This is a genomic window from Faecalibacterium sp. BIOML-A1, assembly GCF_009679715.1.
GTDB lineage: Bacteria > Bacillota > Clostridia > Oscillospirales > Ruminococcaceae > Faecalibacterium > Faecalibacterium taiwanense.
In genome coordinates, this window is the sequence record NZ_WKZJ01000007.1 from 116,300 (window position 1) to 128,489 (window position 12,190).

The 12,190-nt window shown below is 48.5% G+C and carries 16 protein-coding genes and 3 pseudogenes; 2 read left to right on the top strand and 17 right to left on the bottom strand.

What is annotated here, in order from left to right:
• Positions 1-69: 69 nt before the first annotated feature.
• The 13 genes from GKG36_RS09440 to GKG36_RS09500 form a co-directional block, all read right to left on the bottom strand.
• Positions 70-1,122 (bottom strand): MobA/MobL family protein, encoded by a 1,053-nt coding sequence (locus GKG36_RS09440; RefSeq protein WP_347563037.1) that lies wholly within the window; start codon positions 1,120-1,122, stop codon positions 70-72.
• Between the two features lie 44 nt (positions 1,123-1,166).
• Complete coding sequence (locus GKG36_RS09445) at positions 1,167-1,457, bottom strand: DUF3847 domain-containing protein (RefSeq protein WP_154260432.1); 291 nt, start codon at positions 1,455-1,457, stop codon at positions 1,167-1,169.
• Positions 1,458-1,485: 28 nt separating this feature from the next.
• Positions 1,486-1,947 carry a sigma factor-like helix-turn-helix DNA-binding protein gene (locus GKG36_RS09450; RefSeq protein WP_015528452.1) on the bottom strand — a complete coding sequence of 154 codons (462 nt, stop codon included), beginning with the start codon at positions 1,945-1,947 and terminating at the stop codon, positions 1,486-1,488.
• Between the two features lie 10 nt (positions 1,948-1,957).
• On the bottom strand, positions 1,958-2,410 hold the full coding sequence (locus tag GKG36_RS09455; RefSeq protein WP_015524244.1) for a hypothetical protein: 453 nt from the start codon (positions 2,408-2,410) through the stop codon (positions 1,958-1,960).
• A 103-nt stretch (positions 2,411-2,513) separates the two neighbouring features.
• Positions 2,514-2,927, bottom strand: a complete 414-nt coding sequence (locus tag GKG36_RS09460) for a sigma factor-like helix-turn-helix DNA-binding protein (protein ID WP_015524243.1) — start codon at positions 2,925-2,927, stop codon at positions 2,514-2,516.
• A gap of 469 nt (positions 2,928-3,396) precedes the next feature.
• The gene (locus GKG36_RS09465; RefSeq protein WP_173012942.1) at positions 3,397-4,128 is read right to left on the bottom strand and encodes an ABC transporter permease; all 732 of its coding nucleotides are present in this window, start codon (positions 4,126-4,128) and stop codon (positions 3,397-3,399) included.
• Positions 4,129-4,141: 13 nt separating this feature from the next.
• Positions 4,142-4,873 carry an ABC transporter permease gene (locus tag GKG36_RS09470; RefSeq protein WP_055221125.1) on the bottom strand — a complete coding sequence of 244 codons (732 nt, stop codon included), beginning with the start codon at positions 4,871-4,873 and terminating at the stop codon, positions 4,142-4,144.
• Complete coding sequence (locus GKG36_RS09475; protein WP_101105791.1) at positions 4,866-5,789, bottom strand: ABC transporter ATP-binding protein; 924 nt, start codon at positions 5,787-5,789, stop codon at positions 4,866-4,868. Before GKG36_RS09475 ends, GKG36_RS09470 begins: the two co-directional genes overlap by 8 nt.
• A gap of 17 nt (positions 5,790-5,806) precedes the next feature.
• On the bottom strand, positions 5,807-6,232 hold the full coding sequence (locus tag GKG36_RS09480; protein ID WP_015524241.1) for a DUF3887 domain-containing protein: 426 nt from the start codon (positions 6,230-6,232) through the stop codon (positions 5,807-5,809).
• Between the two features lie 12 nt (positions 6,233-6,244).
• A complete protein-coding gene (locus tag GKG36_RS09485; RefSeq protein ID WP_015524240.1) occupies positions 6,245-7,012 on the bottom strand; it encodes an ABC transporter permease in 768 nt (255 codons plus the stop codon).
• Positions 7,013-7,117: 105 nt separating this feature from the next.
• On the bottom strand, positions 7,118-8,041 hold the full coding sequence (locus GKG36_RS09490; protein WP_015524239.1) for a HAMP domain-containing sensor histidine kinase: 924 nt from the start codon (positions 8,039-8,041) through the stop codon (positions 7,118-7,120).
• A gap of 2 nt (positions 8,042-8,043) precedes the next feature.
• Complete coding sequence (locus GKG36_RS09495; protein ID WP_154260434.1) at positions 8,044-8,745, bottom strand: response regulator transcription factor; 702 nt, start codon at positions 8,743-8,745, stop codon at positions 8,044-8,046.
• Positions 8,738-8,926, bottom strand: coding sequence for a helix-turn-helix domain-containing protein (locus GKG36_RS09500; protein ID WP_015524237.1), 189 nt, complete (start codon positions 8,924-8,926; stop codon positions 8,738-8,740). Before GKG36_RS09500 ends, GKG36_RS09495 begins: the two co-directional genes overlap by 8 nt.
• A 144-nt stretch (positions 8,927-9,070) precedes the next feature.
• Here GKG36_RS09500 and GKG36_RS09510 point away from each other — a divergent pair, with 144 nt between their 5' ends.
• Entirely contained in the window at positions 9,071-9,439 is a 369-nt protein-coding gene (locus GKG36_RS09510) for a helix-turn-helix transcriptional regulator (RefSeq protein WP_005933665.1), read from the top strand.
• Positions 9,440-9,466: 27 nt separating this feature from the next.
• Here GKG36_RS09510 and GKG36_RS09515 read toward each other — a convergent pair whose 3' ends face one another.
• The 4 genes and pseudogenes from GKG36_RS09515 to GKG36_RS09530 form a co-directional block, all read right to left on the bottom strand.
• Positions 9,467-9,766, bottom strand: a complete 300-nt coding sequence (locus GKG36_RS09515) for a hypothetical protein (RefSeq protein WP_002596315.1) — start codon at positions 9,764-9,766, stop codon at positions 9,467-9,469.
• A 16-nt stretch (positions 9,767-9,782) separates the two neighbouring features.
• Positions 9,783-10,136 carry a TnpV protein gene (locus GKG36_RS09520; protein ID WP_025577986.1) on the bottom strand — a complete coding sequence of 118 codons (354 nt, stop codon included), beginning with the start codon at positions 10,134-10,136 and terminating at the stop codon, positions 9,783-9,785.
• Positions 10,137-10,162: 26 nt separating this feature from the next.
• Positions 10,163-11,549: pseudogene (locus GKG36_RS09525) on the bottom strand (DUF4368 domain-containing protein).
• Positions 11,550-11,639: 90 nt separating this feature from the next.
• A pseudogene (locus GKG36_RS09530) lies at positions 11,640-11,999 on the bottom strand (type IV secretory system conjugative DNA transfer family protein); the annotation flags it as partial.
• Here GKG36_RS09530 and GKG36_RS09535 point away from each other — a divergent pair.
• A pseudogene (locus GKG36_RS09535) lies at positions 11,982-12,190 on the top strand (IS110 family transposase); the annotation flags it as partial. The pseudogenes GKG36_RS09530 and GKG36_RS09535 sit on opposite strands and share 18 nt — an antisense overlap.

The window sequence follows — 12,190 nt, forward strand, 5'->3', positions numbered from 1 at the left end:
TTTCTGTGTGCAAAAGTATGTCGTGAAATGCGACGCACTTGACAGGGGTACGCCAAAATGCAGTATCCTTTACCGATCCGGCTCCCGGTCGTGAGGCTTGTCCCGTTCCTGTCGGGACAGCTGCTCGGCGGTTTTGCGGAGCCGTTCCACTGCTTTCAAATCCTCCCGCATGGATTTCATGGCAAGCGTGTCCGTCTGCTTTCCGGCGGTCAGCTGGTCGATTTCCCGCTGCCATGCCTTCGGGGTTATCCCCTCGCCGCTGTCTTTCAGTTCTTTCAGATACCGGGCTGCTGCGTCATACAGAATCAGTTCCCGGCTGTGGCGCTGTTCAAACTGTTCCCGTTTTTCCGGCTTTACTTTGGCAAGCTGCTTGTGGATGGACTTGTACTGGTTGTACTGTTCCCACATCTCCCCGCGCTCGGTAAGAGTGGCGATCCGGCGCTCAGCCTTGACGATCTTTCCCCGCAGGTCATAGTAACATCTGTTCATATCAGCGATTTTTTCATGAAGCTGCTGCATAGACTGGATGCCGTTTGCCTGCAAAAAGCTGAATAGTGCAGCGCTTTCCTGCAAAGCCCGGATTTTGCCGGTGCGGGTGCGGGGAGCGTCCAACTGCTGCTGGGCCTCCCACAAAGCTGTCAAGCTGCTTTGCTGTGTTTGTGGTTTTTCCGTTTCGGCTTTCGACCAGCGATAAAGACGGGTAATGCGGGCTTTGATTTCTTTCAGCAGCTTGTTGTCGGCGGCGATCTGCCGGTTTACTTCGCCCTTGTCGGTGCGGATGCCGCGCTTTTCCATTTGGCTGGCGGCTGGCCCCAGATGGACAGAGGGAATTTTATCAATGCCCTGCCGCTTGTAGCTGCGATGGTCAATGCGTTCCGGTCTGCCGGCAGATTCCAGCGCTCGATTGGTGTAGGCCGCCCACGCTACCCGCCAAATCTCCACATTTCCTTTATCGTTCCAATCGGTTGTATGGGGAACACCTCCTTTCAGTGAGGGGATAACAGGCTCTGTGGAGCCGGACAAACGCAAAGCGGGTGTCTGGCTGCGCAGAGCGCACAAGGGGTTTGGGGAGCGTAGCTTCCCATCGCGGACGAAGTACGCAACGCTCCCGGCAGGGCGCACAGCACCGGCAACGGTGTATAAGTGCGCCCTTGTAAACAAGGGACTTATGGCGTGTCCCCGGATTTTGGCAGGTTTGCAGTCAATTCCGCAGCCCCCGGAAGATGGGACAGGGCAATCAGAAATGTTTTGACCTCTGCGCTGGAAAGGTTGGGAGGCAGCGGAAAAATACCCTCCAAAATGGCTCCGCGCTCAATCAGGCGGCGGGTGCGAACCCTGCGTTCTTCGTTCCGCTGCTTGTTCTCCAAAATCTTCTTTCGGTTTTCAAGCTGCCGGATCTCCTTCAGGACTTTCTCCCGTTCTTCTTTTTGGGGGTGGGCTGTAATTTTTTCGTTCATGTCAGGCACCTCTTTTCTTTGGAAATACTCATAGATTGACCGTCCATTTCTGACGCGCAAAGTACCGGCGCAGCCTCCGCAGTGCGGCATGGATGGATTTTCCTGCCTGTGATGGCGTGATACCCTCCATTGCGGCAATATCTTTCACTTTCATACCCAGCATATAGCGGGCATGGACACGGCGAGCCTGCATAGGCGGCAGGAAAGAAATGGCTTCGTACAATCGCCGTATCAGTTCTTCGTATTCGGCTAATTCTTCTTTTTCTATCAGGTAGTCCTCCGGCGATGGCTGCGCCCAGCCGATGGCGGCATTTTCGATTCCATCGTTACAATCGAGGGAATAAAACGCCTTATACCGGAACATCTTGCGATCTCTGGCGGCCTCGGCTCTCTTGTCCAGAAGAAACGCTTCGACGATCTCATCGGACACCTCCACAAAAATGTCCTCTTTGCAAAATGGATAATATTGTTTGAGATTGATGGTCTGCATAGGCACGCCCTCACTCTGTTTGAAAAAGGACATCATAGCAACGGCGCATATTCCGCAGCCCCCGGTGGATGGCAACGCTGACCTTACTGCTGTGGATACCCTCTCTCCGGGCGATTTCCGGCTGCTTGATACCGGCAATGTAGTAGGTGTGAACACGGCGGGCCTGTGTCGGAGTGGCATGAGCCAGAGCCGCGGGCAGAGCTGCAATCAGGTGCAGGCGGGTGGTCATTTCTTCTCGTTCCAGCAAAATATCTTCCGGCGATCTGCTGTGTTCCAGTGCGTAATTTTCCAGCCAGCTGTATGCGTCCAGAGAGTAGTAGGCGCGGTGGTAGACTTTCCGGCGCTCATAGTTCTCCATCTCCCGCTGGGCCTGATACATCGCTGCCCATACCTCGTCTGTAACATCCACAAACTCATCATGCCGGTAGTGGGGATACATCCACCGCAGATTGATTGTTTTCATAGGCTTACCTCCTGAAAATCGGAGAGGCGGACAGCTCGTCCGCTGTCCGCCCCTCGCTGAGATAAGGGAAATGATCCCTTTCACTTGGTAGCCAGAAAACAGGTCATTCGTTAAGCCTGTTCTCAAAGAAATTTATAAATTTTTTTCTAACCGCCTCCACACTTTGATAAACAGCCACTTTGGAGCAGCCGCACAGCACACCGATCTCTGCAAGGCTCAGCCCGTCAAGCGCATAGAGCAGGAACCGGCGGCGCTGGGCCTCGGTACAGGTGTCCAGAACAGTCATCAGCTCATGCAGCGTTTCCATGCGGCAAAGGTATTCTTCCGGCGTTTCGCCGTAGCCCCCTACACCCTCGGTGGTAATGATGTACTCGTCAAACTCCCGGCCATCCCAATGCCGCCGCTGTTCATGGAACAGGTTCTCCGTTTTATGATCGGCCCGGTCAAGAAATTCATAGACTTCCAGCGTAACCTCCACGGCCACAGCTTGTCCGTTATAATTGATGGTAACTTCCATCTGCCTTTCCTCCATTCAGATTTTTTTGGTAAATCTGAATGGGGCGGCGGAGAACGGCACCGAGGATAAAGTTCGGGCCATGCTGACCCGATGTTCCGGCTCCATAGGGACAAAAAAGCGCCCGGACGGCATAAAGCCATACGAGCGTAATGAAATCTATTTTGCTGTTTAGTTACATGGTATAGTGCATACCGCTGGCCGCATTGCTCCGCTGCTGGGAACAGACTTTTTTTAGCTGGTGCAGGTCATGGGCACTGTGAAAAAAAGCAAAAATAGACACGGCGGCAATCCTCCTATATGCCGCCGTGGATTTACACGGTGTTAGGTCGTCGTTGGTTTAGGGGAGACGAAAAGAAACGGCGGCTCTGAAAATCAAAGCCGCCGTTTCAAATGGGCGTGTCAAATTGTCTGCTCTACGACGGCTTTTTTTCTTTTGCCGTCGTCCGGCAGATCATTAGATATATTGCATTTATTTAGTCTTGCGGTTCAATCCTTTCAAAATTAACAATGACAAAATCACACAAACCATCAGAATTACAACGCCGATTAAAACCTGAAACATATTTGCATTATAATAACCAGAGATATTGAAAACGGCTGTCATGGGATATACCGTCTTTAACTGCTGGGACATACTCGCAAATAATCCAGCAAACGAATATATTTCTGCAAATACCAGAGCCAGCCAATACCCCTTTTTCATCCGCGCTACCAGAGCGATAATAGGCGAAATTGCAAAGAATACGCCTACCCCATCCAGAAAATATATTTTAAGATTTTCTAACACAAGGCCAACGGAAAGTGCTTTTAAATGCAAAACTGCCTCGACAAGAAAGGTAATTGCAAAAAGTAAAAGGTAAATCAGAACGCTGAACACAAAGGCAAGTATCATTTTGGCAAGTGTCAGTTTCACTTCATCTACGGGAATGAGCCGCAGAGATTTTAAGGTATCCTCCTGTTCCTCCCGGCAAATCATATAACTTCCCAATAGGGAAATTACAGCAGGCAGAACATAAAAGGTAGCAAGGGATTGGGCCGCTGTCATAAACCATCCAGCCCCGTCAATATATCGGCGGTCATAGAATGTAAACTGTCCCTGTGCAAAGACTATCAACCCTACCATGACTGTTGCAAACCCAGCAATCCAGAGTATTTTGGAACGGTGGAGCTTCTGGCTCTCCGCCCAAAGCAAATCTTTCATCATTTTTTGCACCTCACTTTCTCCGAACCAATGCCACATTCGCCAATACAGCCGAAGCAGCAGCCCATACACCAATACACAGAAATGCGGCTGGAATATTTAATGGCTGATCGAATACAACACCCGGAATATCATACATAACAATAGCGGTCATACTGGACAGCGGATGTAGGTACATATTCACCATCAAGAGGATAAAGCCGAGGAATGTATAAATCAGCGTCAGGCAAACAGGAAGAATATAGCCCTTTTGCGCTGCGGCAACCGCCAGTACTGGTAACACCGCAAAGGCGGTCAACAGAGAAATTTCCATACACTTCCGCAAAAGATAAAGGACACTTTCACTGTCAAAGGGAATATAACCGGATAGTACGCCGGTCAGAATGGACGCCGTTGCGGTGACTAGCATAAAGCAAATGGAATACACCAGCACCACAGCAAACTTGCTGAAAAAGTATGCCATTTTATTGACCGGTACAATCCAAAGCTGTTTGAGCATATCATACTGGTTTTCGTTATACATCAGCATGGTACACAACATCCCCAGCACTACCGGTAGGATGATCCACGGGGTATAGCTGAACGCTGTCCATTTGTAAAACATAATGGGGTCCACACCGGTTCCTTTGACACTTGAAAAGTAAAATACGGCAGCCAGTGGCATAAAGAGCGCCGCCAGCAGCATGAGCCAGATAAACTTTCTCCGGCGCAGTTTTAGAAATTCAACTTGTATCAGTTTAAGCAATTCCCGCTCCCCCTGTGATCTGTTTGAAATAATCCTCAAGGGTATCATTGCAGATTTGGGAGCTGATAACAGCTACATCCTGCACCACAAGAGCCTTGTTGATTGCCGCCATATCCAGTGCGGTGTCATAAAGCCGCAGGTTGTGTTCGTCCTGCACCGCATAATCGGTCACATGGAATTGCCTTTCTAAAATTAAAGAGGCTTTTGGAATATCCGACACTTGAAGCTGGATGTATTTCCGATTTTTCTTTTCTAATTCTTCCATGCTGCTTTCTTCCAGCAGAACCCCGTGGTCGATAATGCCTATGTCATCTGCCAACAGTGAAATTTCGGAAAGTATATGGCTGGAAATTAGGATTGTTTTGCCACGCTCCACACTTAAATTCTTAATAAAGTTCCTCATTTCGGCTATACCGATAGGGTCAAGTCCATTGGTCGGCTCGTCCAAAATCAAAAGCTCTGGGTCATGCAGAATAGCGTTGGCAATACCGAGGCGCTGCTTCATGCCGAGGGAATACTTACTGAACAGCTTTTTGTCCTTGTAGGGCAATCCCACAACTTCTAGCGCGTTCTTGACGGCATTGGGCTGGGGTGTTCCTCGCAACTTCGCAAAAATTTCAAGGTTTTCTGTGCCAGTCAGATTCGGATAAAAACCGGGAGTTTCGATGATTGCCCCAATACGGGGATAAATGCGTTTCTCATGGCCTTTGATGTTCTGTCCGAACACATCCACTTCGCCGGAAGTGATTGGTGTAAGGCCCAAAATCATTTTCATAATTGTGGTTTTACCGGCTCCGTTGCGTCCTAAAAGTCCATAAATCCGACCCGGTTTCACATGAAGATTCACAGAATTAACGGCAGTTTGTTCCCCGTAAATCTTTGTCAGCTTTTTGGTTTCAATCACAAGATCACTCATAAAAATACCTCGCTTTCTCATTTTGTTTCGTTCTTCCAGATAACATAGTTGTAAAGGCTGCCATCCGGGAAATAGTTGATGAATACTCTGAAATTGCCTTTGTCACAAGGAATGACAAATTCAACACGGATTTGGTCAGAGTGTTCCGGCACATAGCAGGACACATCCGGGGAAGTGTTCTGCGGCAGCCCACCCAGCTTATCGACTTCTTCTTCCCATGTTTCCTGTATCGTCTCCGCAGAAATATTATCCTGTACGCCCTGCGGCAACGCATTGAAGAAAGTTTCAAAATCTCCATCCATCATTTGGTTAAAGTATTCTGTTGCTTCTTCCGTAATGGCCTGTTGGTCGGGAGCCTCGCCGGAAGATGGAGCGGCCTGCTGGCAGGCACAAAGAGAAAAAACAAGCAGAATACCGAGTAATAAACAACTCAATCGTTTCATAGGTCTTTCCTTTCAGTAAGATTGCTTTTTTAGAGCCACTACGGATGCGGCGGCAAATGCAGCACCGATCAAGAGCAGCGAACCGACACAAACAAGCGGCGAAGTATTGAATAAAACGCCTTGCATCAGGCTTTCTACCATAGCTGCGGCCGCTTCGGAAATATGGGGATAAATCCCCATCACGCTTGCCAGCGGGTGTATTCCCGTAAGATAAGCCGGGGCAATGACTACGGGAATCAGATAAAGCAGCGTTGCGCCAATGGGCAGGATATATCCCTTTGACAGCGCGGAAAGAAACACAATCGGAAGCATAGCTATGGGAATCAGAATACCACCTGCCAGATACAAAAGACCAGCGTCCATCAGTGTTTGGGCGTTCAGATCGGGAAAGCCTCCGGCAATCAGCCCACCGACAACACACAAAAGAAAAGTAATCAGGCACAGTCCTACGGACATCAGAATAACCACAGCGACTTTTGAAAAGTATAGCTGTGCTTTTGTAATAGGAATGATAAGCAGTTCTTTCATCGTGTCATTTTTGTGTTCATCGAAAAACAGTGTCGTTGCAAACATTCCCAGCACAATCGGCAGAAACAGGCTGGACAGATTCTTAAAGGCCAGTGTGTAAAGGTCGCCAAAACTATCCATAAAGGGACTGCTCCTTGAAATGCTGCAAGCCCTCTCAATCGCAAACGCTCCAAGCAGAAGTGTCAGAGCCAAAATACACCAGACAATTTTATTCCGTTTCCATTTCTGGATTTCAGTTGTAATAATCGTCATACGGTTTCCTCCTTTCATGGTTCCCATTATAAGGGGCGAACCTTGCCATAACCTTGCCGAAATCTTGTTTTAACCTTGTTTAGATAGCAAGAAAGCCCTGCGCTATCACAGGGCTTTCGGAAGCATGATTGTAAATGTTGTTCCGGCTCCGGGAATGCTGGCCGCTGTAATAGTTCCTTTATGGACGCTCACCAATTCCTTTGCAATAGAGAGTCCCAACCCGTTCCCCTTGGCAGCCCGGGAATGGTCGCATTGATACATCCGTTCAAAGATATGGGGAAGATCAGAGATGGAAATCCCTTTCCCATTATCGGCAACAACAATTTTTGCCTGTTGCTCCGTTTCGGTCACAGTGAGGGACACTTGGCTTGCAACGCTGTGCGTCAGGATATTTTGCAGCAGGTTATTGAGAATACGGGTGTAGGCGGTGGAATCAACTCTTGTCATGTATTCTGTTTCAGGTATCTCTATCTCATAGGTAAGATCGTGACTTTCCAGCAGCGGCACCCAGTCAGCCATAATATTGCGTGAAAGCTCGTTCAAATCGCAAAGCTCAAAATGAAAAATCTGTTCCCCGGCGTCCAGCTTCACCCATTCAAACAGGACAGTCACAAACTCTTTCAGATGGTGCGCTTTTTCCGCAGCCACCCGAATGTATTCTTCTTGCTCGGCCCCAGTCACCATCTTGCTTTCCACGGCCTCCAAATAGCCCACCAGAGAGGCAAGAGGGGTTTTCACATCATGGGAAAGGCTTGTCATAAGCCGCTTATAAGCCTGCTCAGATTGCTTCTGTTGGATAAGCCGGGATTGGCTGCTCATGGCAATCTCATTGATGTCATAGCAGATTTGCTTTGTCATGTCGCTTTCCCGTACAAGTACACGGCGGTTGAGGTTGCCGCTCTTTATGTCCATCAGGGCATCTTTGATAAGGGAAAGCTGGCCCCGGACACGGTGGAGCCTTGTCAGAAGATAGGCGATCACCAGCAGGGTGGCCAACAGCGCCAGCAGCAGATACAGGTTGACATCCATGCCTATACCTCCTTATTGAACCGATACCCTACACCCCGGACAGTTTGAATGTAAAACGGTTGTTCAGGATTTGGCTCAATCTTCTTTCTTAATTTGCTGATAAAGGACATGATGTTGCTGTCGTCAAAAGCGTATTCTTCCGCCCATACTTGCGTATAAATCTGTTTTTTCGTAAAGACACGCCCTTTGTTGGACGCCAGAAATACAAGCAGATCAAATTCCTTGCCGGTCAGCTCCACCGGAAGATTTTGAAGCGTCACGGTTCGATTGACTTTATCAATCACCATATCTTTCAGCAACATTGTTGCCGCTTCGCTTCCTGCCACGGGATTTAGGGTGGTATAGCGCCGGATCAGCGAATTGACACGGGCCATCAGTTCGTTAATTCCAAACGGTTTTGTCAGATAATCGTCTGCCCCCAGCCGCAGGCCCGAAACCTTATCTTCCTCGTCGCTTTTGGCAGTCAGCATCAGAACCGGCACATTGTTCTTCTTACGGATTCCCTGCAATACCTGAAAACCGTTCATATCCGGCATCATCACATCCAGAATAATCAAAGAACAGGTATCCTTGTTTTCTTCCAGCAGCCGCAGGCCCTCTAAACCGCCATGTGCTACTACCGCAGATAAGTTTTCCTGTTCTACACATTTTTTCATCAAGGTACAAAGTTCCTTGTCATCGTCTATAATCAAAACACTATTCATGTTTTAGCAACCTCCCTTGTTTTGTCCGGCCATCAAGCGGCTTCTCCGCAGTTTTAGGGATCAGCCAAACACCAGCCATCTTCACAGCACCGGGGATACGCCCTCCGGCACAATAATAATTTACCCTACGAGGTGTCACGCCCCATTTCTCGGCAGCCTCTTTCAATGTCATATAGTCCATTTCGCACCTCCACAGAATACATTATAGTTCTCTTTCTCGAACAATGCAAGAAACGGAATATGAATTATAAACTTCAACCAACCTGCATATAGTAACATTCCACGGGCAAAGTATGAATTATACAATGTAACCGGGTGATGTTATATGGCGAAAGTTGAAGATTGTCCCGGTTTTGAAACCTTCGGCGCAGATGTCAAAGCTGCACGAGAGGCAAAGCGTCTGGCACGAAAAACATTGGCAGAAATGGTTGGGATTGAATGGCGGTATCTTGCCAACATTGAGAATCAAGGTGCGATTCCGAGCCTGCCTGTGATGATCCAGTTGATTAAGGTCTGCGGACTTCCCGTGGAACGGTATTTTAACCCGGAGATTATGCGAGAAGAAAGCGAACAGCGGCAGCGGGTCAGCCACAAGCTGAAACTCTGCCCTGAAGAATACCTGCCGATTATCGAAGGTGCCATAGACGGGGCGCTCAAAATGGAACAGACTGCGAAGCAGAAGGAGGACGCATAATCGCGGCCTCCTTCTGGCATTTCTATATCAAGGTTCCCGGCACTTTTCCAAAAGTTCCCGACACCTCTGCTGGATTTCTCCGGTTTCTGTCACAGTCAGGTCACGGTCATTTCCAGTAATCTTATCTTCCAGAAAGTTGGCGTATGTACCCAACAAAGCGTTCCGTAAATCCTCCGGGGTTTTCTGTATTTCAGCGCTGTACCAGTCATTCCGGTGGGGTTCCCATGCCATCAATGTATAACCATGACTGGTCTGAACCACCTCATACAGAGGGTCATCCTCCAGATATGCCTGAAACACTTTCAAAACCTTTTCAAAGGTCAGCATTTCCCGCACCTCCCATTCAGCTGCAAATCAGTTTCCTGATTAAAATTTCCTCAATCTGTGCCGTTAATGTGTTCATCAGCCCCACCCAACGCATAGGATCACAGGCTTTCAGTTCTTCCGTGACACCCGCAGTCTCCATCATGTGAGGCAACATGGTGTCCACACGCTCCTGCGCTGTCCGGTCAATCTCTATCAGGTGCGGATACAGCTTCTCGCTCATCAGCAGTTGGTTGTAGAGAATGGGGCGATGTTCCTTTAGGTAGGATTTTCGCATTCTGCCGTACTTGCCGATAGAAGTTTCCGGCTGTTCAGAAAGTTTTAGGTTGGGTATATCATAATCTCCACAACGAATGTAAGTCAACTTACTCATATTCATGCTCCTTTGCTCCGTGATGATTAGACTGCTGCGCTGGCTGCTATGCTGCCTTTGCGCGGTTCTTCTTTTGGTAGCTGCCCGATAGTAGAAAAAACACCTTTTTTCATATCCTCAGCCCGGATCATGGCTTTCTTAGCGTCCATTTCCGCTTTTTTCTTCGCCTTGATTTTGTCCTCATACCGTTTCTGTGCGCCGCTGGCTTTCCGCTTCAAATAATTCTGATGAAGCCTGTCCTTGCGTTCTTCTTTTTTCCGCAGTTCTTCCTGTTCCTCCGGGGTTAAAGGAACCGGCTGTAAGGATGGTGGGATATAGCGCCCTAAAAAATTGAAGTAGATTTCAATTTCCTGCGTGGTGTCCTGGCTGCCTTTTCGGGCGCGTTCGTGGACAAGGATTTTCTCTACAAACTCGTTGAGCATGGTGTTTGTCAGCGTGTCAAAATTCTCATACTTATCAATCAGGGCTATAAATTTCTCTGCTGATTTCTGGCTCTGCTCATAGCCGGTAACAGCCTTTTCCAGCTCTGCAATTTCAATCTCAAGTGCATCCTGCTCTTTGGCATACTGTGCATCAAGCGCCTTATATCGTGCATTCGTCCTCAGAAACATAGTGGCTTTTCTTGTCCTTAAAGTGCTTGCGGGTCTTGAAATTGATGGTGTGCCCTAAATACTCTCGCTTTTTCAAAATGTTCACGATGGTAGATGATCCCCATCCATAGGGGTCTTTGACCGGCTTTGAACGGTTCACACCCTCGTTGAAGCGGGCAAGGTGTACGACAGGAATTTCAATCCGGTCTGCGGATAGTTTGCAAGCAATCTGATAAGGCCCATATCCCTCCAGCGTGAGGGAAAAGATACGGCGTACCACTTCGGCGGCTTCTTCATCTACCAGCCAATGCTCCCGCTTTTCGTCCCATAAGTAGCCGTAAATCACGGTGCCTGTCAGGTGCTTACCACTCATGCCTTTTGACTTAAACACAGAGCGGATTTTCCGGCTGGTATCACGGGCGTAAAATTCATTCATGATGTTGCGGAACGGGGTAAAATCGTCATCACCTTTCAGACTGTCTACACCGTCGTTGATGGCAATCAGACGAACACCTCGCTGCCGCAAAACCTCCATAACTTGACCGACCTTCAGATAGTCGCGTCCTAACCGGCTCATGTCCTTGATGACGATTGCCTCTACACGCCCTGCCTCCACTTCCTCCATCATCGCCAAAAATCCGGGGCGGTCAAACCGGGTGCCTGAGATACCGTCATCTGTAAAATGCGTAGGATTTGGCAGCCCGTTCCGGCGAGCAAAATCCTCCAACATCTGTTTTTGGTTGGATATGGAATTGCTCTCGCCCTGTAACTCATCGTCCCGGCTCAGGCGCTCGTACAGTGGGGTGATTTTTTCGTTTCTCATAGCTGTACCTCCTGAAACAAAAATGCTCTAAGTGATTGCTTCACTAACCATGACAAAATCATGATTAAGAAGTCACTTAGAGCATATATCACCGGCAGCCAATTTATAGAGCTTGTACTGCCGCCCTGCAAAACTGTTTGGCTTCTTTTTTGCCAAATCTTCAAAGAGCAAATCAACCGGATTCTGATAATCCTCGTCCTCCTCGGACACCTGCATGGTGTTGAGCATTTCCAGCAGCGTGGCAAAATTCTGTTCCTCAGCCGGGGCTTCGTAGTGCAGATAGGCAATCAGCGCGGTCAGCAAAAGCCGTTCCGCCTTGTCCCAGAATGGATCGCCGCCCTGACCTTCACCTTTGGTGTTGGTCATAAGGGTCGTGACCAGCTTCAAAATATCCTTTTCCTCGTGGATATACGCAAACGGATTGTAGCGCATGAATTGAAACCGCCAATCCTTTCGATTCCCGGAATGGGATTTTATTCTGCTGCGATGATTCTTGCAGAGGTGGGGGATTTTTCAAATTTCAACTCTCCTGATAAAGTTTTGGCTTATGCCGGATGTTCTCCGTCCACATACCAGTCAGGAAAACTCACAAACTGCTATGCACACATGGAAAAGCGTGGCTCTCGTTATCTTCGATACGC

Bases quoted from the DNA above. Each gene is read 5' to 3' on its own strand.
- GKG36_RS09460 (WP_015524243.1), bottom strand. From the start codon at position 2,927: ATGGAAGTTACCATCAATTATAACGGACAAGCTGTGGCCGTGGAGGTT.
- GKG36_RS09495 (WP_154260434.1), bottom strand. From the start codon at position 8,745: ATGAATAGTGTTTTGATTATAGACGATGACAAGGAACTTTGTACCTTG.
- GKG36_RS09490 (WP_015524239.1), bottom strand. From the start codon at position 8,041: ATGGATGTCAACCTGTATCTGCTGCTGGCGCTGTTGGCCACCCTGCTG.
- GKG36_RS09455 (WP_015524244.1), bottom strand. From the start codon at position 2,410: ATGAAAACAATCAATCTGCGGTGGATGTATCCCCACTACCGGCATGAT.
- GKG36_RS09475 (WP_101105791.1), bottom strand. From the start codon at position 5,789: ATGAGTGATCTTGTGATTGAAACCAAAAAGCTGACAAAGATTTACGGG.
- GKG36_RS09520 (WP_025577986.1), bottom strand. From the start codon at position 10,136: ATGAGTAAGTTGACTTACATTCGTTGTGGAGATTATGATATACCCAAC.
- GKG36_RS09500 (WP_015524237.1), bottom strand. From the start codon at position 8,926: ATGGACTATATGACATTGAAAGAGGCTGCCGAGAAATGGGGCGTGACA.
- GKG36_RS09510 (WP_005933665.1), top strand. From the start codon at position 9,071: ATGGCGAAAGTTGAAGATTGTCCCGGTTTTGAAACCTTCGGCGCAGAT.
- GKG36_RS09515 (WP_002596315.1), bottom strand. From the start codon at position 9,766: ATGCTGACCTTTGAAAAGGTTTTGAAAGTGTTTCAGGCATATCTGGAG.
- GKG36_RS09480 (WP_015524241.1), bottom strand. From the start codon at position 6,232: ATGAAACGATTGAGTTGTTTATTACTCGGTATTCTGCTTGTTTTTTCT.
- GKG36_RS09450 (WP_015528452.1), bottom strand. From the start codon at position 1,947: ATGCAGACCATCAATCTCAAACAATATTATCCATTTTGCAAAGAGGAC.
- GKG36_RS09445 (WP_154260432.1), bottom strand. From the start codon at position 1,457: ATGAACGAAAAAATTACAGCCCACCCCCAAAAAGAAGAACGGGAGAAA.
- GKG36_RS09465 (WP_173012942.1), bottom strand. From the start codon at position 4,128: ATGAAAGATTTGCTTTGGGCGGAGAGCCAGAAGCTCCACCGTTCCAAA.
- GKG36_RS09485 (WP_015524240.1), bottom strand. From the start codon at position 7,012: ATGACGATTATTACAACTGAAATCCAGAAATGGAAACGGAATAAAATT.